The organism is Streptomyces sp. NBC_01224, from assembly GCF_036002945.1.
Taxonomy (GTDB): Bacteria; Actinomycetota; Actinomycetes; order Streptomycetales; family Streptomycetaceae; genus Streptomyces.
The window spans coordinates 5607362-5628095 of record NZ_CP108529.1 but is presented as its reverse complement, the minus strand read 5'-3'; the positions used below and the strand labels follow the sequence as shown (position 1 = coordinate 5628095).

The window sequence follows — 20734 nt, the reverse complement described above, 5'->3', positions numbered from 1 at the left end:
GATGACGACAGCCGCAGCGGGGGGCGCCGACGCGGTGCCCCCCGCCGACAAGCATCCGTCCGGACAGTCGTCACTACCCGCTCCCAGGAAGCCGTCCGATGCCCAGGCCGGCGGCCCGAAACGCAGCCGCAGAAGTGTGACCGGCACCCGCCGGGTCATCGCGGCGCTGTTCCTGGCGCCCGCGCTGGTGCTGCTGGGCGCGCTCGTGGTCTATCCGATCGTGTACTCCGTCTACCGGTCGTTCTTCGACCAGGCGGGCACGGGCTTCGCCGGACTCGACAACTACAAGGCGCTGTTCACGGACGACACCATCCGTACAGCGGTCGAGAACAATGCGATCTGGGTCGTGTTCGCGCCGACGGTATCCACCGTTCTCGGGCTGATCTTCGCGGTACTGACGGAGCGGATCCGCTGGGGTACGGCGTTCAAGCTGATCGTCTTCATGCCGATGGCGATCTCCATGCTCGCCGCGGGCATCATCTTCCGGCTGGTGTACGACGCGGCCCCGGAGCGCGGGGTCGCCAACGCCGTATGGGTGGGTGTGCACGACACATTTGCCGAGTCGGCGGGCTATCCGAAGGCGCATCCGCTGCCCGTCCACCCGCTCAAAGCGGGCGCGGGCGGTTCGTTCGTCACCAAGGCGCCGGTGCGGGCCGGGCAGCCGGTACAGCTGCCGCTGGTCGGTGTGGCGCCGGCGAAGATGCCGACGGACGCGAAGCCTGCGAAGGCCGCGGCGGCGGGGGCCGGAAAAATCACCGGTACCGCGTGGCTGGACTTCACCAAGGGCGGCGGCGGCAGACCCAATGTCATCGACGCCAAGGAGCTGGGGCTCAAGGGCATCAAGGTGGAGGCGGTCAAGGACGGCAAGGTGGTCGCCTCGGCGACGGCGGCCGCGGACGGTACGTTCACTCTGCCCGCTTCGGCGGACGGCGCCGAACTCCGGCTCCCCGCCTCCAACTTCAAGGAGCCGTACAACGGAGTCGAGTGGCTCGGCCCGACCCTGGTCACACCGGGGATCATCGGCTCCTACGTGTGGATGTGGGCCGGGTTCGCGATGGTGCTGATCGCTGCGGGCCTGGCGGGCCTGCCACGTGAGCTCCTGGAAGCGGCCCGGGTGGACGGCGCGAACGAGTGGCAGGTGTTCCGCCGGATCACGGTGCCGATGCTCGCGCCCGTTCTCGCGGTGGTGCTGGTCACGTTGATGATCAACGTGCTGAAGATCTTCGACCTGGTCTTCATCATCGCTCCGGGCTCCTCGCAGGATGATGCGAATGTGCTGGCGCTCCAGCTCTACCGCTCCTCGTTCGGCACGGACGCGGACCTCGGGATCGGCAGCGCCATCGCCGTGCTCCTGCTGCTGCTGGTACTCCCGGTGATGTATTTCAACGTCCGCCGGATCCGGAAGGAGGGGCGCCGATGACGAGAGCGACGACCACGACCGCCACCCCCTGCCGGGGGTCCGGGGGTTGTCCCCCGGGACGGCACAGCAACGTCCGCCGGATCCGGAAGGAGGGGCGCCGATGACGACAGCGTCGAACACGGCCACGAGCACGACAGCCGCAACCGAACCGGTGAAGGCCGAACAGTCCCTCGGCGCACGCATCGCCGCCCGCGCCGGCGGCGGTGTGATGAGGGTCTTCCTCATCCTGGTGGGCCTGTTCTGGCTGATGCCGACCATCGGGCTGCTGCTGTCCTCGCTGCGCGGTGCGGACGACATCGCGTCGACCGGCTGGTGGAAGGTCTTCACGGCCCCGTCCCAGCTCACCTTCGACAACTACTCCCGGCTGCTGGACAATTCGACCATCACCCACTCCCTCCTCAGCACGGTCATGATCACCGTCCCGGCGACCGTCCTGGTCGTCGTGATCGGTTCACTGGCCGGATACGCCTTCGCCTGGATGGAGTTCCCCGGCCGCGACTGGTGGTTCCTCGTGGTCGTGGGGCTGTTGGTGGTTCCGGTGCAGGTCGCCCTGGTCCCCGTCTCCAAGCTCTTCGGCGCGGTCGGGATCTTCGAGACGACCTTCGGCGTGATCATCTTCCACACGGCCTTCGGTCTGCCCTTCGCGATCTTCCTGCTGCGGAACTTCTTCGCGGAGATCCCGAGGGAGCTGCTGGAGGCGGCCCGGCTCGACGGGGCGGGCGAGATCCGGCTCTTCACCCGGGTCGTGATGCCGCTGGGCGGTCCGGCGATCGCCTCGCTCGGGATCTTCCAGTTCCTCTGGGTGTGGAACGACATGCTGGTCGCACTGATCTTCGCGGACTCCGGCTCCCCGCCGATCACGGTGGCGCTGCAGCAGCAGGTACGGCAGTTCGGCAACAACATCGACGTGCTGGCGCCCGGCGCCTTCGTGTCGATGGTCATTCCGCTTGCGGTCTTCTTCGCCTTCCAGCGTCAGTTCGTCTCCGGCGTGATGGCGGGCGCGGTGAAGTAGTCGCACAGCCGTACGTCAACACGGGGTGGTCCTGTTCACCGCAACAGGACCACCCCACCTGCAATTTTGCGGATTTGCCACATTTTGGCGTAACCCTGTCACTCCATCGGACGTTTGCGGACCACCCGCCCGCGCTGCGAACGACCCATGGATGTGTTGTGCCCCGGTTCAGTGTCATCGTGCCCGCTTACCGGGTTCAGGCGTATCTGCACGAGAGCCTGGACTCGGTGCTGACCCAGTCCTTCGAGGACTTCGAGCTCATCGCGGTTGACGACTGCTCACCCGATGCCTGCGGCGCCGTCATCGACGAGTTCGCCGCCCGCGACCAACGGGTGCGGGCCCTGCATCTGCCGGAGAACGTGGGTCTGGGCCAGGCCCGTAACGCCGGGATCGCACAGGCCACCGGCGACTATCTGATCTTCCTGGACAGCGACGACACCCTCGCCCCCGGCGCCCTGCGGGCCGTCGCCGACCGGATCGAGGAGACCGGGGAACCGGACGTCCTGGTCTACGACTACGCCCGTACGTACTGGACGGGCGAGAGCGTACGCAACACCTTCGCCGAACACCTCGCCGAGACCGGCCCCGCCACCTTCACGCTCGCCGGCCGGCCCGGGCTGCTGAAGGTCCTGATGGTCGTCTGGAACAAGGCGTACCGCCGGGCGTTCGTCGAGGCCGAGGGATTCGCCTTCCCGCCCGGCTACTACGAGGACACGCCCTGGACGTACCCGGTGCTGCTGGCCGCCCGCTCGATCGCGGTACTCGACCGGGTGTGCGTCGGCTACCGGCAGCGGCGCCAGGGCAACATCCTGGCCACCACCAGCCGCAAGCACTTCGACATCTTCGAACAGTACGACCGGGTCTTCGCGTTCATCGACGCCCGCCCCGAACTCGCGCCCTGGCGACCGGTGATCTTCCGCAGGATGCTCGACCACTTCTGCACCCTGTTCACCGCCCCCGGCCGACTGCCGCGCCGCAGCCGCGCCGAGTTCTTCCGCCGCGCCCGCACCCATTGCGGCCGCTACCGCACTCCGGGCGCCCCCGCCCCGCGCCGCGCCCGGCTGCGCCACGGCCTGATCCGGCTGGGCGCGCACCGCACGTACCGTGCGCTGTGGACCGCGCAGTTGCTGCACGGCCGGCTGCGGAAGGTGACCACGGCTGTCCGCCGGGTGCTGCGGGCCGCCGCGCTCCGGGCGTACTACCGCATCCAGCTGCGGCTGCCCGTCCAGGCGGACCGGGCGGTGTTCGCGGCGTACTGGCACCGCGGCTACGCCTGCAATCCGGCCGCGATCGAGGCGAAGGCCCGCGAACTCGTCCCCGGCCTGCGGACCGCCTGGATCTGCCGCCCCGAGGACGCGCACACCGTGCCCACCGCAACAGAGCGGCTCACCCCCGGAACGTATGGCTACTGGCGGGCGCTGGCCCGCTCCAGGTATCTGGTGAACAACGTCAACTTCGACCGGCGGCTGGTCAAGCGACGCGGCCAGGTACTGCTCCAGACCCACCACGGCACACCGCTCAAGACCATGGGCCTCGACCTCCAGGACCGGCCTGCGGCGGCCCGCGGGATGGACTTCGGCCGGCTGCTCGCCAATGTCGACAAGTGGGATTACTCCCTCTCCGCGAACCAGCACTCCACCCTCGTCTGGGAGAAGGCCTATCCGTCGGCCTCCGCGAGCTGCGCGACGCTGGAGTACGGCTATCCGCGCAATGACGTCTACCAGCGGGCAACCGCCGACGACGTGGCGCGGCTGCGCGAGTCGATCGGCATCCCCGAGGGCACGCTGGCCCTGCTGTACGCGCCCACGCACCGCGACTACCGGCGCGACCAGCACATCGCGCTCGACCTGGCACGCGTGCTGCGGGTCCTCGGTCCGGGCTTTGTGATCCTGAGCCGCGCCCACTACTCGTACGGGGCTCCGCCGGTCCGCGAACCGCACCCGCGGATCATCGACGTCAGCGGCCACCCGTGCGTCGAGGCGCTCGCGCTCGCCTCGGACGCGCTGATCACGGACTACTCGTCGCTGATGTTCGACTACGCCAATCTGGACCGGCCCGTCGTCATCCACTGCGACGACCGCGAGGCGTACGAAGCGGCCCGCGGTACCTACTTCGACCTGCTCTCCTGCCCGCCCGGCGCGATCGCGCACAGCGAGGACGAACTGCTCGACGTCTTCGCGACCGGCCACTGGTGCGGCACCCGCTCCGCCCGGCTGCGCGCGGCGTTCCGGGAGCGTTTCTGTCCGTACGACGACGGGCACGCGGCGGAGCGGGTGGTGCGCCGGGTCTTCCTGGGCGACACGTCCGCGCAGCCGCCCGCGACTCCTCCGGCACTGCGGCGGCCCGCACCGGCGGCGGGCGACCCGGCGCAGGTCCCGGTCTCCACACCGGCCACGGCCACGGTCCCGGCGGACCGGCAGGCGTCCACGGGCCTCGGCCTCGCCGGAGCGCAGCCGACCAACCACCCCTGAGCGCACCCCTCCCCCGTAGACCCGAGTCCGAGAAAGAGCCTGTATGCCCCGGCTGAGTGTCATCATCCCCGTCCGCCGCGCCCGAGGGCAGTTGCGCGAGTGCCTGGAGTCGGTGCTCACGCAGTCGTTCACGGACATCGAGGTGATCGGGGTCGATGACGGTTCACCGGACGGTTCGGGGCTGCTGTTCGACGAGTTCGCCGCACGGGACGACCGGGTGCAGGCCATCCATCTGCCGCCGGGGGCCGGGCCGGACGGGCGGCGCAACGCCGGGGCCGAGCGGGCCGTCGGGGACTATCTCCTCTTCCTGGAGGGCAACTTCGTCCACCTGCCGGGGGCCCTGCAGTCCGTCGCCAACCGGCTGGACGCCGCCGGTGACCCCGAACTGCTGCTGTTCGGCCATCACAGGCGCCCGTTCCGGGGCCGTCCCCGCCCGACCCGGTCGCTGGAGCTGCTCGGCGAACTGCCCGAGGGCCGGCTCACCCTGCTCGAACACCCCGTACTCCTGGACATCGCACCGGTCTCCTGGAACCGCGCCGTGCGCCGCACCCTCCATGAGGGCGAGAAGCTGTCCTTCGGGCCGGGGCAGCACGGGGAGCGGATGTACGCACTGCAGACCCTCGCCGCGGCCGAGTCCGTCGCCGTGCTCCCCACCGCCTGCGTCGAGCACCGCAGCCGGCGCCACCTGCCCGTTCCGGCCGACGCGACGGAACCGGCGGACGGCTCGACACCGCACCAGCTCGCCGACGTGTACGCCGGTCTGATGGAGTTCGTACGGGACCGGCCGCTCCTGCATCCCGTGCGGACCCTGCTCTTCGACCGGGCGGCCTGGGAACTCCTCTCCGGATACCCGTCGGTGACCCGGCGGCGCAGGCGCTACGTACGGTCCGTGGCGGCGTTCCACCGTGCGCACCGGCCGGAGGGGCACCGTTTCCCGGGCGGTGCCCAGGGGCTGCGACCGAAGCTGATGGGCGGTGGCCGGTACGTCGTGCTCGGCGCCCTCGACACGGTCCTGGCCCTGCGCCGGAGTCTGCGGGCGGCGCCCGGCGCGGTCCGGGCGCGGGCCAGGCGCACCCTGTCCGCGCGCTACTACTGGTGGCAGCGCAGGCTTCCGCTGGACCCCGGGCTCGCCGTCTACGCCGCGTACTGGAACCGCGGGGTGAGCTGCAATCCGGAGGCCGTCTTCCGCAAGGCCCAGGAGCTGGCCCCGCAAGTGCGCGGCGCGTGGGTGGTGTCGAAGAACCAGGTGGACACGGTGCCCGAGGGCATCGACCACGTGGTGCCGGGAACCCGCCGCTACTGGCAGTTGCTGGCCCGTGCCACGTACTTCTTCAACAACGTCAACTTCCCCGACCATCTGGTCAAGCGCCCCGGCCAGATCCATGTGATGACCCATCACGGCACCCCGCTGAAGATCATGGGGCTCGACCAGCAGGACTATCCGGCGGCGGCCCAGGGGCTGAACTTCGACCGGCTGCTCCAGCGCGTCGACCGGTGGGACTGGAGCGTCTCCGCCAACCCGCACTCCACCGAGGTGTGGGCACGCGCCTATCCGGGCGCCGCCCGGTCCCTCGAATCGGGCTATCCGCGCAACGACGTCTTCGCGACGGCGACGGCCGAGCGGATCGCGGAGATCCGCGAGGGTCTCGGCATCCGGCCCGGCCGCCGCACCATCCTGTACGCGCCGACGCATCGCGACTACGAGGCGGCGTTCACCAGCCGGATCGATCTGGTCCGCCTCTGCGAGGCGCTCGGCCCGGACACCGTCGTGATGATCCGCGCCCACTACTTCTACGAGGGTGCGGGGCTGCCGGAGCACCCCTCGCTCGTCGATGTCTGCAATCACCCGCGGATCGAGGAGCTGTGCCTGGCGGCGGACGCGCTGGTGACGGACTACTCGTCGGTGATGTTCGACTACGCCCATCTGGACCGACCGATCGTGGTGCACGCTCCCGACTGGGAGACGTACCGCACGGTCCGGGGAGTCTGCTTCGATCTGCTGTCCGGGAAGCCCGGCGACACCCCCGGGGCGGTCTCCACCGATACGGACGAGCTGGCCCGGATCTTCCTCGACGGCAGCTGGCGGAGCCCGGCGAACGAGGCGCTGCGGGCCGCGTTCCGGGCCCGGTTCTGTCCGTACGACGACGGGCGCGCAGCGGAGCGCGTGGTGCGGAGGGTTCTGCTGGGGGAGCGTGCGGTGCCGGGCCCGTCCGGCGGCGTGTCCTCGAGCGCCGGACGGGCTTGAATCTGCTCAGCGTTGCTGGCCCGCCATCACCGTGAAGAGGCCGACGACCACGAGCAGCGAGCCTCCCCAGGTCCACATCGAGGTCCGCTCGTGCAGCACGGTCGCCCCGGCCAGCACGATCAGCAGATACCCGAGGGCGTTGAACGGATAGGCGATGGACAGCGGCACCTTGGCCAGAGTGGTCATCCAGGCGATGGCGGACACCGCGAAGACCACCAGGCCGAGGACGACCCAGGGGCTGGTCGCGGCGCGCACGGCGAGGGACCCGCCGCCCTGCGCGGCGGCGGCCGCGGCGCCCTTCATCCCGTGTTTGAGCATGATCTGGCCGCCCGCCGACGAGAACACGGCGAACAGCAGCAGCATCAGACTGGGGAGGGTCAAGGCCTTGCTCCTGACTGCGGCGACCGGGGCTTCGGACGTCGGGGCGGGGGTGGGACGGGGGACGGCGGCCTCAGACGCCGACCCGGTCGGCAGCGGCGTACCGTCGGTTGAGGATGTCCTGTACATCGACGTGCTCTCCAGCGATGATCGTCTCGGCCGCATGCGGGGTGAGCAGTGCGACGTGCTGATAGCCGAACAGCGTCGGCCGGATCCGGGTGAGCAGCTTCGACACCCCGCCGAGGACCGCGGGGAGCGGTCCGCCTCCGAGCAGCGCCCAGAACGGGGCTCCGGTGGAGGCGATGTGGAGGACGTCGTAGCCCGCGCTCCTGACCGTGCGACGCAGGCTGGCCCGGGTGAAGAAGCGCAGATGCGTCTCGTCGAGGATGCCGCGCCGGTCGTAGTCGAAGACGCCGAGCGCGACCCGCAGCCGTGAGTACCAGTGGCTGAAGTTCGGTACGGAGAGCAGTACATGGCCGCCGGGCCGCAGCACGGTGGCGACCTCGGCGAGCACGCGCTCGGGGCGGGAGAGGTGCTCGATGACATCGCCGGCGACGACATAGTCGTAATCGGTGCCGATCTCCGCGGGCAGCCCCTCCTCCAGGTCGGCGAGGTGGAAGTGGGTGCATTTCTCGCGTACGCCGGGGACCTCGACGTAGTCCACACCCGTCACTTCGTGGCCGAGGGCTTCGAGTCGCTGGGCGAACAGGCCGCCGGAGCAGCCGAGATCGAGGACCCGGCCGGGCGGAAGGCTGCGCATCTTCTCCAGGATGACGGCGTGCGAGGAACCGTCGCCCTCCTTGAACGCGTACTCGACGGGCTTGGGGATCCAGGCGCAGGTGCCGAATCCCTTGACGGCGAGCCGGTATTCGAGGACGTCCTTGACGACGTCCTTCGCGTACTTCATGCCGTTGACGTAGCAGATCTCGTCGCCGTAGTAGGTGGGGACGGGGATCTCCTTGATCCGCATTCCTTCGTTGAGCAGCTGGACGATGATCTGGGTGTCGAAGTCGAACGCGTCGGTGTTCCGGTGGATCGGCAGCCTCTTGAGTGCCGCGACGCTGTAGGCGCGGTACCCGGAGTGGAATTCGGTGAGCTGCGAGCCGAGAAGGGTGTTCTCCAGGCGGGTGAGAATACGGTTGCCGAGCCATTTGTACACCGGCATGCCGCCCTTGAGAGCGGATCCGGGTTTCATCATCCGCGAGCCGAACACGGCATCGCATTCCCCGCGTTCGATCGGTGCGACCATGTCGGGCAGGAATTCGGGGGCGTACTGTCCGTCGCCGTGCAGCAGCACGATGATGTCGAGTCCGTGTTCGGCGGCCAGCGCATATCCGGCCTTCTGGTTTCCGCCGTATCCGAGATTCTTGGTGTGCCGCATCACCACGGTCCGCGGCAGTCCCTCCGTCTGCGACCAGCGGCAGCCTGCGGTGAAGGTCGCGTCATGGCTCGCGTCGTCGAGAATCAGGACCTCGGCGACCTTGGACCGGAAATCTTCCGGAATGCGGTCGAGGGTCCTCTCCAGTGTCGTCTCGGCGTTGTACGCGACCACCAGGATGCCGATCCTGGGGCTCGGGCTTTCCTTCACGGGGCGTTCTCCAGTTGTGCTCGGTGCTTGGGAGGGGCGGTCAGTTGATGGAGGAACCGGTGGGCCGCGGGGTGCAGGGCGCCGGGACCGAGCTCCGGTCGGCGGGGGATTGCGGGGGTGCGGCCGACTGCGCGGCGAGGATCTTGCGGACTCCGCTGACGAGGCAGGCGGCGAGGACGAACCAGCCGGCCTCGCCCAGATGCAGCACCGTTTCGCTCCAGCGCACGGCGGAGCGTCCCTGGTAACCGAGGACCGCCGTCAGGCCGAGCAGACAGCTGTACGCGGCGCCTTCCCAGAACCCGATGACGAACAGCCCGGCGGCCGCCCAGGTCAGGTACTGCAGGGCGGACGCGGTGGAGAGCAGCAGCAGGAGGCCCATCGTTACGGCGACGACATAGGGCAGCTGCGCGGGCCGCAGCCAGGCGAGCCAGACCCCGACCGACACGCAGACCAGCACGAAGAGGAAGTGACCCTCGCCCTGGATGAAGGTGATGAAGGACTGCGACAGGCCGAGCGCGTCGGCGAACCGGACGAGACCCCAGAGCCGGTAGCTGCCGCCCGCGTACTCCAGGACGTTCTCCTTGAGGCTCTGCGGCACGGTCACCAGGACCGGTCCCCAGACGAGGGCGACGAGGGCGGTGAACCCGGCGGTGAAACGGATGAGCGTCGGCCGGCCGGAGCGCAGCGCGACGACGAACAGCGCCGGGATCACCACCACCGGGACGAACTTGACACTGATCGAGAGCGCGGCACACACCCCGGCGGCCAGCGGCGACTTCCGGTCGGCGAGCAGATGGGCGGCGGCCAGGGCGAACGTGATGGCGACCGCGTCGGTGTTGCCGTGATAGCCGGAGGTGGCGATCAGTACGGGGCTGACGGCCACGCCCACACCGCAGGCGACCGCCGTACCGGCGGAGCTGCGCCGACGCACGATTTCGAACACGAGGAGAGCGCAGAAGAAGTCGGCGATCGAGGCGGGTGATCTGATCAGCGTTCCGAAGGAAATTCCGAGTTCGGAGAGTTCGTGCAGACCTAGGAGCATCCAGCCGGCCAGTGGCGGATGGTTGTAGACGGGCAGTCCCGGCAGTGGCTGTTCGTAAATCCGAATGGGGCCGTACCGCACGATGGCCTCTGCGAAACCTTGAAAGATCCGCACGTCGGCCGGTCCGGGCTTATTCGCCGCGATCAGCATTCGGGTGAGGAGACCGGCGGCCGCAGCAACGAGCACCACCGCTCTCGCCCGTCGTACGTCCCAGGTTTCGCATCGCATTCGGATACCCATGAAAACAGAACGTAGCAACCCGAGGACGCTGAGCAACACACCGATGACCACACTTACATGGCTCGCGACTTCGATGCCCTGCGTATCTGCGCAAACGTCCGAATCCCTGAATCACTCAAACGGTTCAGGCGGGGTGTGGTGGCCTCGGGGTCCTGCCCGGCCGGCACCGGGACCGGCCGGGCTGCACGGACCACGGTCCGTCGGATCAAGACCGGTCAAGACCGGTCAAGGCCCTGAAGCATCCGGTCGACCACCCCCGCCGCCGCGTGTCCGTCGTCCAGGTCGCAGAAGTCCCGGAGAAATGCCTCGTACGCCTGCGCGTGTCCCCTGGTGGCCCGCTCCGGGTCGCGCAGCGCCTCGATGAGTCCGGCGGAGCCGGGGATCAGGGGGCCCGGGGCGCGGGCCTCGAAGTCGAAGCAGAAGCCGCGCAGGGTGTCGCGGTAGTGCGCCAGATCGTGGGTGTGAAAGAGCATCGGTCGGCCGGTCTGGGCGAAGTCGAACATCAGCGAGGAGTAGTCGGTGACCAACGCGTCGCTGACCAGCATCAGCTCGCCGACGTCCCCGTAGCGCGAGACGTCACGGACGAAGCCGCTGCCGCTGTCCGGGAGGCGGTCGGTCACCAGATAGTGGCGGCGGACCAACAGGACGGTGTCCGCGCCGAGTTCGCGTTCGGCGGCGTCCAGGTCGAGCTGCAGGTCGAGGGCGTAGCGGCCGCCGCCCTGCGGCCTGTCCTCGCGCCAGGTCGGCGCGTACAGCACAACCCGCTTGCCCTCGGGGATGCCGAGCCGCTCCCGTACCGCCGCGGCGACCTTGGTCCGGTCCGAGGCGCGGAACAGGTCGTTGCGGGGATAGCCGCACTCCAGAACCTCGCCCCGGTAGCCGAACGAGCGCCGCAGGACGGGGGTGGAGAAGCGGTTCGGGGAGACCAGGACGCTCCACTGGCGGGCGCGCCGCTCGATGGTGGCGATATAGGCGGTGTTGGCCCGGGCGGTGCCCGCGAGGTCGAGACCGATGCGCTTGAGGGGGGTGCCGTGCCAGGTCTGGACGACGCACTGGCCCTCGCGCCGCTCGAACCACTCCGGCAGCTGGGTGTTGGTGACGATGTGACGGCTGCGGGCCAGCGCCTCGTGCCAGGCGGCGGAGCCGTGCTCGACGGCCGTGGCTCCCGCCGGGATACGGGCCTGCTGGTCGCGCACCACCCACAGATGGTCCAACTCGGCTCCCCGCCGCGCCACTTCCTCATGGATCGCGCGCGGCGAGTCGGAGTACTGGCGGCCGTCGAAGCTGCTGTACAGCACGGTGTCGCGCAGAGGTGCCATGCGCAGGCCCCGGTACGCCTCGCGCAGCAGCCGCTTGCCGCGCGCACCGCGTTCCGCGGCGGTGAGCACCGATGCGGAGTTGATCAGCAGCTGGTCGTGGAAGCGCCGCTCGATGAGGTACTTCCGGCCCGCGAGGGTGCGGGCGGCGGGCAGGGTGCGGTGGGCGGCGGCCGGGATGCGCAGCGGGGCGTCGTACGCGTCGTCCCTCGCACCCTTCTCGCGGAGGAAGAGGTACCAGTGGCCCTGGCCCAGCGGCAGTTTCCCACCGGGTCCTTCTACGGCGTCCGGCCGGAGCGCGGCCCTGAACCGCCGCGCCCCGACGGCCCCGGAGGAGGTGAGGGGGAAGGTGGCCTCCTCGCCGTGTCCGCTGTGCCGGGCCACCAGCTCGACGGGCCGTTCCGGGTCGTCGGGGAAGGTGCCCTCCAGGAGGAGCTGTCCGTCCCCCGTCCAGGTCGCCAGGTCGACGGCGGGTTGTACGGTGCGGTCGCTGATCAGCAGATTGCCGCGGGAGCTTGCGGTCAGACCGAGTTCGCGCCGCAGGTCGCCGTCCCTGCCCAGCGGGTAGCGGCCCGGCGGTACAGGCCCCGGCACGTCGATCGGTGTCCTGCGCCCGTCCGGGCCGAGGAGCTGCAGGCTGTACGGCAGCTGTGCGGGCACCGCCCCCTCCCCCGCTCCCTGCCGGGCGTCGGCGAAGGCGCCGAGCGGGACATCGGCTGTGAAACGCCGCCACCCCGCAGCCGAGGGCACCGCCCCTTCGTGCACGGTCACCGGACAGTCGAAGGAGGTACCGGAGGCCCGGTGGGTGAGTGCGAGGCGCAGCGGTCCCTTGCCTAGGCGGTCGCGGATCATCCCGTCGATCACCACGGTGCCTGCGCCGCCGCCCGTGCCGCCCGCGCGGTGTGTCTCGAAGCGGGCATCGATCCGCTCGGCGTGCAGAACGAGCCTGCCGTCCTCGAAGGCGGGCACGATCCGGTGGTCGCCGTCGGGCCGGTGCACGGGCGGCGGTGCGGCCGCCTCGCTCGTCGAGAGGTCGGAGCGGCGCAGCATGCCGTGCCCGGCGATGCCGATCTCCAGGCGCCAGGTGAGCCGGTCGGGGCTGCCGGCCGCATCGATGCGGAGCCTGGCCGGGTCGATGACGGTCTCGAAGCCGGACCGGTCGTAGTCGTGCAGGCTCTGCCGGGACCGGGCGGTGGCCTCGGGTTCGGCGACCGTGCGCAGCCGGAGCGGCAGCACATGCCGTCGCCCCGCCCGCAGCCAGCCGGCCCGGAACTCGGTGCCGCGCGTGGTGGCGGGCAGATTCCGGATGTACGCGTACCCCCTGAGGTGCAGCTTGCCGCCCCTCCAGTGGGCGTCCCGCAGCCGGGCGGTGAGCGGCAGATCCCGGTCGGTGACCCGCAGCACGGAGCGCGGCACCGGCCGGACGAGGGCGGGGAAGAAGGCGCTGCGGCGCCGCACGCCCCGTACCGCGAATGCTCCCGGCTCGGCCTTGTCGAAGGCGAGCAGGGCCAGCAGTTCGTCGGTCCGTCGTTCGCGCACGAGGTGCCACATCAGGCGCAGCCGCAGCGGGAGCGCGTCGAGGACGGCCGGGTCGACCTGGTCGGTGAACTCGTTCGCGTAGGTGAGGAAGGCGCGACGGTACTCCTCGTCGCCGTCGGGCAGTGCCTCCATGAAGTACCAGAGGTCGTTGGCGAGGACGTGCGCCTCGTACTGTCGTTTGTCGGCGGCGCCGCGGTGCTCGTCGAGGAAGGTGGAGACGCCCAGCACGTGCGAGGCCCGGTCCTGGATACCGCGGACGACGGCCCGACGGGTGGTGATCGAGCCCGCCCGGTCGCGCCAGTGGTAGACCGCGTCCTTCAGCACATCGACGGAGCGGGCCAGGAAGTGGGCGGGCAGGACGACCGGGATGTCCTCGTAGAGGGCGCCGACCGGGAAGGCGAAGGCGTGCTCGTCCCAGAAGGACCGGCGGAAGACCTTGTTGCAGGCGATCCGGTCGGCGGCGAGGTCCCAGTCGCGGGAGATGTGGGTGCGCAGCCGGGTCGTCGCCATGGGCTTGCGGAAGTTGGGCGACTGCTGGAGCTTTCCGGAGGCCCGCAGCCGCAGCACATTGCCGGACGCGATGTCCGAGCCGGTCTCCTCCAGGGCGCCGACGAGGAGTTCGTACGCGCGGGGTGGGAGCACGTCGTCGCTGTCGACGAAGGCGAGATGGCGGGCGCCCGGGTCGCAGTTGCGGACCCCGGTGTTGCGGGCGTGCCCGAGTCCGCCGTTCTCCTGGCTCACCAGCCGGAACCGGCCGTCCTTTTCGGCGAACTCGGCGGCCAGGACCGCGCTGTTGTCGGTGGACCCGTCGTCGACCATCACCACCTCCAGGTCGGCCATGGTCTGCTCCGCGAGGGACTTCAGGCAGTCCGTCAGATAGAGCTCGACGTTGTGGACGGGTACGACGACACTGAGCCGTGGCGGCATGTTGAGCACGTCCGTTCATCGGGGGCCTGGTTGTCCGTATGGCTCAACCCTGTGCAGGGCCGGGGGTCACCGGTTGCGGTCTTTCCCGAACGGGTGACATCGGCTGCGCCGCGCTTACGACCTCGCCCGCGATTGTCAGCGGCGTCGCGGTGTCCGGGACCTCCGCCTCCGGCGTTGTCGTCAGTCGCCGTCGCTCAGGAACAGCCGCCGCACCACGCGCTCGGCCGCGTGTCCGTCGTCGTACGGGCAAAAACGCCCCCGGAACGCCGCCCGCAGCTCCGCCGTCCGCGCCGAGCGCCACTCGCCCGTCCTGAACAGTTCCAGCAGCTCATCCTCGTCGGTGGCGACCGCGCCCGGGGTGTCGCCGGGGCGTCCGGACAGCAGATCGAAGTAGGTGCCGCGCGAGGCCCGGTAGGCGGCCCAGTCCGGGGCGTGGCTGATGATCGGGCGGTCCAGGCAGGCGTAGTCGAACATCAGTGACGAGTAGTCGGTGATCAACGCGTCGGAGACCAGGCAGAGTTCCTCGACGGACGGATATGCCGTCACGTCCACCACCCGGGCGCTGTCCAGCTGCGCCGAGCGGCCGTAGAAGTAGTGCGCCCGGACCAGCACGACGTAGTCCGGTCCGAGTTCGCGGGCGAGTCGTTCCAGGTCGAGGTGGGGGACGAAGCCCTTGCGGTAGTCGCGATGGGTGGGCGCGTACAGCAGCACCGTCCGGCCCGGGGCGAGGGAGAGTCGCTGCCGGATCGCGGCGGTCTGCTCGGGGGTGGCGGTGAAGAAGATGTCGTTGCGCGGGTAGCCGAGGTTCAGATGCTCGTAGCCGGACGGGTAGACCCGGTCCCAGATCTCGGTGGTGTGCGGGTTGGCGGAGAGGGAGAAGTCCCACTGGTCGGCGTGGGCGACGATCTTCTCGAAGCTGATGCCGTTGGTGAGGGCCGGGTAGGCGCGCTGGTCCAGGCCCATGGTCTTCAGCGGGGTGCCGTGGTGGGTCTGGAGATAGCGCTGGCCGGGGCGTTTGGTGAAGCCGCCGGGGAAGCTGGAGTTGTTGATCAGGTACGTGGCGGTGGCCATCGCCCGCCAGTAGGCGCGGGAGCCCTCAATGACGTACGGGATGCCGGGCGGCATGCGGTCGCGGTGACGGGAGGAGACGGCCCAGACGCCCCGGATGTGCGGGGCGAGTTCGAGGGCCTTGGCGTGGATCGCGGCCGGGTTGCAGGCGACTCCCCGGTTCCAATAGGCCCCGTACACCGCGAGGTCGGGGTCCAGGGGGCGGAGCAGATCCGTTCGGTAGGCGGCGCGCATGACGCGGGCCCGGAGCGTCTTCTTGCGGTGGCGCAGGGCGGCCCGGATGCGGGTGCGACCGGTGCGGACGGTTTCCCGGGCGCGGTGGACGGCGTAGTTGCCGGGGAGGGCTGCGGCGCGGTGGAAGGCGGCGCGGTCCTCGGGGGCGGTCCGGCCGGGGTCGGCGAGGACGGCGCGCAGGTGGTGGGTGCGCGCCGCCCGGATCCGTGGGTCGTGGCCCGTCTCGGCGAGCAGCTGTTCGTATGCGTCGAGAATCGCGAAGTGGTGGCGTCCCGGGGTGGTGGCGAAGGTGCCGGAGCGGCGGATGCGGTGGCGGACACAGATCCGGTCGAGGGTGTCGAGTGTGCCGGCGTCGGAGGCGAGGAGGGTGGCGCGGTGGACGGGGAGGACGTCCTCATAGGGGCCGTCGGTGAAGTGGAGACCGTGCGCGGTCCAGAAGGCGCGGCGGAAGAGGTGCGGGACGGCGGTGGAGAAGTCCTCGGCAACGGATGCCGGGGACGGGATGACGGGTGCCGGGGACGAGACGTCCCCCCACCAGTCGATGCGGTCGTGTCCGAGGAGGAGCACGTCCGGTTCGCTCGCGGTCAGCCGGCCGGTGATCGCTTCCAGGGCGCCCGGTCGCAGCAGGTCGTCGCCGTCGAGGAAGAGGAGATACCGCCCCCGTGCCTCTGCCGCCCCGGCGTTGCGGGCCGGACCCGCCCCGCGATGCTCGTCGAGGGTGATCACCCTGACCCTCGGGTCGCGCGCCGCGAATTCGGCGGCGATCTCGGCGCTGCCGTCCCTCGACCCGTCGTCGACGACGAGAAGCTCCCATCCACCGGGGCCCTGGCCCAGCACGGAGTCCAGGCTCGCCCTGAGATATCCCTGAACGCGGTGGACGGGCACGACAACACTGAGGAGCATGGCAGCCGAGGGTAATCGCGCACCCACCGCGCAACGAATCGCGTGTTCACCCGTTCGGGGCAGTGCCGGTGACCAGGCGCGTCCGCCCCGGTTGACCTGGCATGAAGCCGCGCCTCAGTGTCGTCGTCCCGGTCCACAACGTCGAGGACTATCTGGAGGACTGCCTGCGGTCGGTGGCCGAACAGTCGGTCTCCGACATCGAGGTGGTCCTCGTCGACGACGGTTCGACGGACGGCAGCACGGCCGTCGCCAGAACGTTCGCCGCCCGCGACCGCCGCTTCCACTACGTCCGTCAGCCCAACGCGGGGCTGAGCGCGGCCCGCAACACCGGCGTGCGGCACACCACGGCCGACGTGCCGTATCTGGCGTTCGTCGACAGCGACGACATCGTCGTCCACGACGCCTACGAACGGATGCTGGCGTCACTGGAGTCGACCGGCTCCGACCTCGCGACCGGCAATGTGTGGCGGCTGAACGAGCAGGGACGGCAGCAGGCCTGGCAGTACCGCTGGCTGACCACCACCCGGGCCCGCACCCACATCAGCCGCGATCCGCGACTGATCGCCGACCGGGTCGCCTGGAACAAGGTGTTCCGGCGCTCCTTCTGGGACCGGCACGCCTTCGCCTTCCCGGAGGGGAAGCTCTATGAGGACACCCCGGTGATGATCCCCGCGCACTTCCTCGCGGGCTCGGTCGATGTGCTGCACAAGCATGTCTACTACTGGCGGGTGCGGGAGGGATCGATCACCCGGCGGCGTACGGATGTGAAGGGCCTACGGGACCGTATCTCGGCGTGCGAGCAGGTCAGCGCGTTCCTGGCGGGCCGGGGCGGGGTGGCGAACGGCGGTGCGCGGCGCCGCTACGACCTCTCGTGCCTGCGCGACGACTTCGTGTACTTCCTGGAGGGGCTCGCGATGGGCGGGCCCGAGTACCGGGACGCGTTCATGGCGGACGCGGGGGCATTCCTGGACCGGATGGAGCGGATGGACGGGGCGGCCAGGTCGGGCCGGGCAGTGGCCCATGAACTGCCGGTGGAGCTGCGGATCAAGTGGCAGCTGGTGAAGGAGCGCAGGCTTGCGGAGCTGCTGGCCGTGCTCGCCTTCGAACGGGCCAACGGCGCCGGAACGTTCACGGTCGGCGGCGTGCCGGGGCGGCGGCAGGCCGGTTTCCCCGGCATCCCGGACAGCACCCGCCTCGCCCGTACCGATCTCCCCGCCGTGGCACGGCTGCTGGAGGCTCAGTGGGGCGACGACGGGAAGCTGCTGCTGCGCGGTTACGCGTACATCCGCAATCTGCCGGCCGCGGCTCCGCGCCACTCGCTGAAGGTGGGCATGGTGCGCGCGACCCGCGGTCAGCATCTGCGGACGGTGCCGGTGCGGAACGTTCCCGCACCCGAGGCGACCATCAACTCCGGTCAGCAGATGCATAGTTATGACAACGCGGGTTTCGAGTTGACTCTCGACCCGCGTCGGCTGCGGCCCGGCAGCTGGCTGGTGGGCATGATGGTGGCCGCTCATGGCACGGTCCGCCGAGTGGCCGTACGGGCCGTGGAGGCGGGGTCCGTGCAACCGCTCGTCCACGACCTGGGCGAGGGACGGCGGGCGGTGCTCGACTACCTGGACGGGCGGCTGAGGCTGACCCTGGCGCAGTTGCCGGCCCGGTGCGAGGACCGTCGCATCGGCGAGGAGCTGGAGTTGACCGGCCGGCTGTACGGGGGCGCCCGGCCGAAGGCCCTGGTGCTGACCTGCGAAGGGGTGGCGGACCAGGAGTTCGGCCACCCGGTCGAGTGCCGGGCCGACGGCCGTTTCGCAGTACGGATTCCGCTCACCGACCTCACCGGGATGGCGGCCGCACCGCAGGCGCCGCACCGGGCGCCCCGCGAGGTCGAGCCGGAGCCCGGCGGGCGGTGGCGGGCGCGGCTGGTGCTGGCGGACGGGTCGAGGGTGCCGCTGGCCGCGGCCCCGGAGGCGGCGCCGCCGGTCGTGGCCGATGCGATGGGCGAGCTGGTGCTGGACCTGAGCGGGCAGCCGTTCGTGGACGGGGCGGCGTGGACGTCGGACGGTGCGCTGCGGGTGGAGGGGGTGACCGGCGCCGGAACGGGCGTACGGGAGGAGGAAGGCCCGACCCACCTCGTACTGCGGCACGAGGCACTGCGCGAGACGGTGACGGTCCCCGTCACGCATGAGGAGCCGCGCGCGGCAACGTACGGGGAAGCACGCGCAGGTGCGCCCGAAGGGGCTTACGAGGGCTACCGCTTCACCGCGTTCCTCGCGCCCTCGGTGGCCGCGGGGCTGCACGAGGGCCGCTGGGACGCGTATCTGGGCGGTCGGCCGGTCCGTGTGCTGACCGCACTCACCGCCCGTCTGCCGCTCCGGCGCACGGGGGCGGACTCCACGGCCCCCGCACCCGGCCGGGAGTTCGCCCTGGACCGCAGGTTCGGCGACCGGCTGACCGTGCAGGCCGGACCGGTACTCGCGGTCGCCGAGCGGGGCGCGTACCGCCGGGCCGAACTGCGCGGCACGCACTATCCGGCCCGGCGCGCACTGCCACTGCGGGACGCCGTCCTCTACACGGGCGGCGCCTCGCCGCGCGCCGTCCACGCCGAACTCCTGCGCCGGGGCGTGGAGTCGGAGCACCTCTGGGTCACCGACGGGCTCCACGGACACATCCCGTCCGCCACCGTCCCGGTCATCGAACACAGCGCCGCCTGGTACGAGGCGCTGGCGCGGTCCCGCCGGATCGTCACCGCCGACCAACTGCCCGAGTGGTTCGAGCGGCGGCCCGGCCAGACCGTCGTGCAGACCTGGCACGGCACACCGCTCGGTCGCTTCGGTACGGATCTGGGCGGCACCCTGTACGCCGACCACCACCAGCTCGCCTCGCTGCCGCGCCGGGCGGCCCAATGGTCCGTCCTGGTCTCCCCCAGCCGCCACTCCACCCCGCTGCTGCGCCGCGCTCTCGGCTACGGGGGCGAGGTCCTGGAGGCGGGGTCCCCCGCCAACGATCTACTCTTCTCGGCCGACCGGGCCAAGACCGCCGAGCGGGTTCGCCGCAGGCTCGGCATCCCGGACGGCCGCAGGGTCGTGCTGTACGCGCCGACCTACCGTGACCAGCTGGCCCACCCGTCCGGCACCGGTGGCGAGCGGCCCCGCTACCGCTGGGATCCGGCGCTCGACCTGGCAGCGCTGGCGCGGTCCCTCGGCGACGGCCACACCGTGCTGGTGCGGCGCCATCCACAGGTGACCGGGAGCGTGCCCGAGGGACACGGCGTACGCGATGTGTCGGCGCACCCGGACACCGCGGAGCTGCTGCTGATCGCCGATGTACTGGTCACGGACTATTCGGGGCTGATGTTCGACTACGCACACACGGGCCGTCCGATGCTCTTCCACGCCTACGACCTGGAGCACTACCGGGACACGGTGCGCGGTTTCTGTCTGGACTTCGAGACCCGGGCGCCGGGGCCGCTGCTCGTCGGCACGGACGAGATCGCCGGGATCCTGCGAGATGCCGGCGCCCTGACCGCATCGGCGGCCCGGCACTCGGAGGCGTACGAGAGTTTCCGCCGGGACTTCTGCGACCTGGACGACGGCGGGGCGGCGGCGCGGGTCGCGGACCGGCTGCTCGCCGAGGGGTAGTGCCTACCCGGCTCGGTTCTTGAGTGCGGCGACGGCGGATGCCGCCAGGTCGTCGAGGTAGCCCTTGGGCAGCGGAGTGCGGACGACGGCGAGCCGCCAGTAGAGCGGGCCGACGATCAGGTCGAGCGCACGGTCCGGGTCACTGTCCTCGGGCAGCTCGCCGCGCGCCACGGCGTCGCGTACGACGACGGCGGCGATGCCCTGATGCGGGTCCAGCAGGGCGGCCTTGATCGTCTCCGAGATCTCCGGACTGCGGGCCGCCTCGACCAGCAGGTCCGGGATGACCTGCGAGGCGACGGGGTGGCGCAGGGCGTAGGAGGCGAGTTCCAGTACGGCGCGGACATCCCCGTACAGCGAACCGGTCGCCGGAGCCGGCATGCCCTGGACCGCGACGGCGGAGACCAGGTCGAGGACCAGGGCCAGCTTGGACTTCCAGCGGCGGTAGACGGCGGTCTTGCCGACGCCCGCGCGCCGGGCGATGCCCTCGATCGACATCCGGGCGAAGCCCACCGCGGCCAGCTCCTCGAAGACGGCGCTGCGAATCGCATCGGTGACGTCCTCGCGCAGCACAGCGGCTCCGGCGGGGACACGGCGGCGGGTTCCCGGGTCGGTGGTCATGGCCGAATCATAGTCCGTAACGACGAAACGGTTGCGTTGCGACGTGGATGCGCCCTACCCTCGACGTTGCGACGATACGGTTCCGTCCCGTCGGC

The 20734-nt window shown here is 70.6% G+C and carries 11 protein-coding genes; 5 read left to right on the top strand and 6 right to left on the bottom strand.

Features of this window, described 5'->3' with window-relative positions:
* The first annotated feature begins 1 nt into the window (after position 1).
* The 4 genes from OG609_RS25220 (at position 2) to OG609_RS25205 (ending at position 7148) form a co-directional block, all read left to right on the top strand.
* Positions 2-1420, top strand: a complete 1419-nt coding sequence (locus OG609_RS25220) for a carbohydrate ABC transporter permease (protein ID WP_327274904.1) — start codon at positions 2-4, stop codon at positions 1418-1420.
* 100 nt (positions 1421-1520) lie between these two features.
* Positions 1521-2432: a carbohydrate ABC transporter permease gene (locus OG609_RS25215; protein ID WP_327274903.1), complete on the top strand. Its 912-nt coding sequence runs from the start codon at positions 1521-1523 to the stop codon at positions 2430-2432.
* 158 nt (positions 2433-2590) lie between these two features.
* On the top strand, positions 2591-4903 hold the full coding sequence (locus OG609_RS25210) for a bifunctional glycosyltransferase/CDP-glycerol:glycerophosphate glycerophosphotransferase (protein ID WP_327274902.1): 2313 nt from the start codon (positions 2591-2593) through the stop codon (positions 4901-4903).
* Between the two features lie 43 nt (positions 4904-4946).
* On the top strand, positions 4947-7148 hold the full coding sequence (locus OG609_RS25205) for a bifunctional glycosyltransferase/CDP-glycerol:glycerophosphate glycerophosphotransferase (RefSeq protein WP_327274901.1): 2202 nt from the start codon (positions 4947-4949) through the stop codon (positions 7146-7148).
* A 6-nt stretch (positions 7149-7154) separates the two neighbouring features.
* On the opposite strand, the gene OG609_RS25200 is transcribed toward OG609_RS25205, so the two are convergent.
* The 5 genes from OG609_RS25200 to OG609_RS25180 all read right to left on the bottom strand — a co-directional run bounded on the left by OG609_RS25200 (position 7155) and on the right by OG609_RS25180 (position 16383).
* A complete protein-coding gene (locus OG609_RS25200) occupies positions 7155-7529 on the bottom strand; it encodes a hypothetical protein (protein WP_229846057.1) in 375 nt (124 codons plus the stop codon).
* 70 nt (positions 7530-7599) lie between these two features.
* Positions 7600-9114: a bifunctional glycosyltransferase/class I SAM-dependent methyltransferase gene (locus tag OG609_RS25195; protein WP_327274900.1), complete on the bottom strand. Its 1515-nt coding sequence runs from the start codon at positions 9112-9114 to the stop codon at positions 7600-7602.
* Positions 9115-9154: 40 nt separating this feature from the next.
* Positions 9155-10396 (bottom strand): glycosyltransferase family 39 protein, encoded by a 1242-nt coding sequence (locus OG609_RS25190; protein ID WP_327274899.1) that lies wholly within the window; start codon positions 10394-10396, stop codon positions 9155-9157.
* Positions 10397-10611: 215 nt separating this feature from the next.
* Positions 10612-14178 carry a bifunctional glycosyltransferase/CDP-glycerol:glycerophosphate glycerophosphotransferase gene (locus OG609_RS25185; RefSeq protein ID WP_327274898.1) on the bottom strand — a complete coding sequence of 1189 codons (3567 nt, stop codon included), beginning with the start codon at positions 14176-14178 and terminating at the stop codon, positions 10612-10614.
* A 180-nt stretch (positions 14179-14358) separates the two neighbouring features.
* The gene (locus tag OG609_RS25180) at positions 14359-16383 is read right to left on the bottom strand and encodes a bifunctional glycosyltransferase/CDP-glycerol:glycerophosphate glycerophosphotransferase (RefSeq protein ID WP_327274897.1); all 2025 of its coding nucleotides are present in this window, start codon (positions 16381-16383) and stop codon (positions 14359-14361) included.
* 101 nt (positions 16384-16484) lie between these two features.
* On the opposite strand from OG609_RS25180, the gene OG609_RS25175 reads away from it, so the two are divergent.
* Positions 16485-20021, top strand: a complete 3537-nt coding sequence (locus tag OG609_RS25175) for a bifunctional glycosyltransferase/CDP-glycerol:glycerophosphate glycerophosphotransferase (RefSeq protein WP_327274896.1) — start codon at positions 16485-16487, stop codon at positions 20019-20021.
* Positions 20022-20024: 3 nt separating this feature from the next.
* On the opposite strand, the gene OG609_RS25170 is transcribed toward OG609_RS25175, so the two are convergent.
* On the bottom strand, positions 20025-20639 hold the full coding sequence (locus OG609_RS25170; protein WP_327274895.1) for a TetR/AcrR family transcriptional regulator: 615 nt from the start codon (positions 20637-20639) through the stop codon (positions 20025-20027).
* Between the last annotated feature and the right edge of the window lie 95 nt (positions 20640-20734).

Excerpts from the sequence above, each read along its gene's own strand:
- OG609_RS25170 (WP_327274895.1), bottom strand. The coding sequence starts at position 20,639 with ATGACCACCGACCCGGGAACCCGCCGCCGTGTCCCCGCCGGAGCCGCT.
- OG609_RS25190 (WP_327274899.1), bottom strand. The coding sequence starts at position 10,396 with ATGGGTATCCGAATGCGATGCGAAACCTGGGACGTACGACGGGCGAGA.
- OG609_RS25180 (WP_327274897.1), bottom strand. The coding sequence starts at position 16,383 with ATGCTCCTCAGTGTTGTCGTGCCCGTCCACCGCGTTCAGGGATATCTC.
- OG609_RS25215 (WP_327274903.1), top strand. The coding sequence starts at position 1,521 with ATGACGACAGCGTCGAACACGGCCACGAGCACGACAGCCGCAACCGAA.
- OG609_RS25205 (WP_327274901.1), top strand. The coding sequence starts at position 4,947 with ATGCCCCGGCTGAGTGTCATCATCCCCGTCCGCCGCGCCCGAGGGCAG.
- OG609_RS25175 (WP_327274896.1), top strand. The coding sequence starts at position 16,485 with ATGAAGCCGCGCCTCAGTGTCGTCGTCCCGGTCCACAACGTCGAGGAC.
- OG609_RS25185 (WP_327274898.1), bottom strand. The coding sequence starts at position 14,178 with ATGCCGCCACGGCTCAGTGTCGTCGTACCCGTCCACAACGTCGAGCTC.
- OG609_RS25220 (WP_327274904.1), top strand. The coding sequence starts at position 2 with ATGACGACAGCCGCAGCGGGGGGCGCCGACGCGGTGCCCCCCGCCGAC.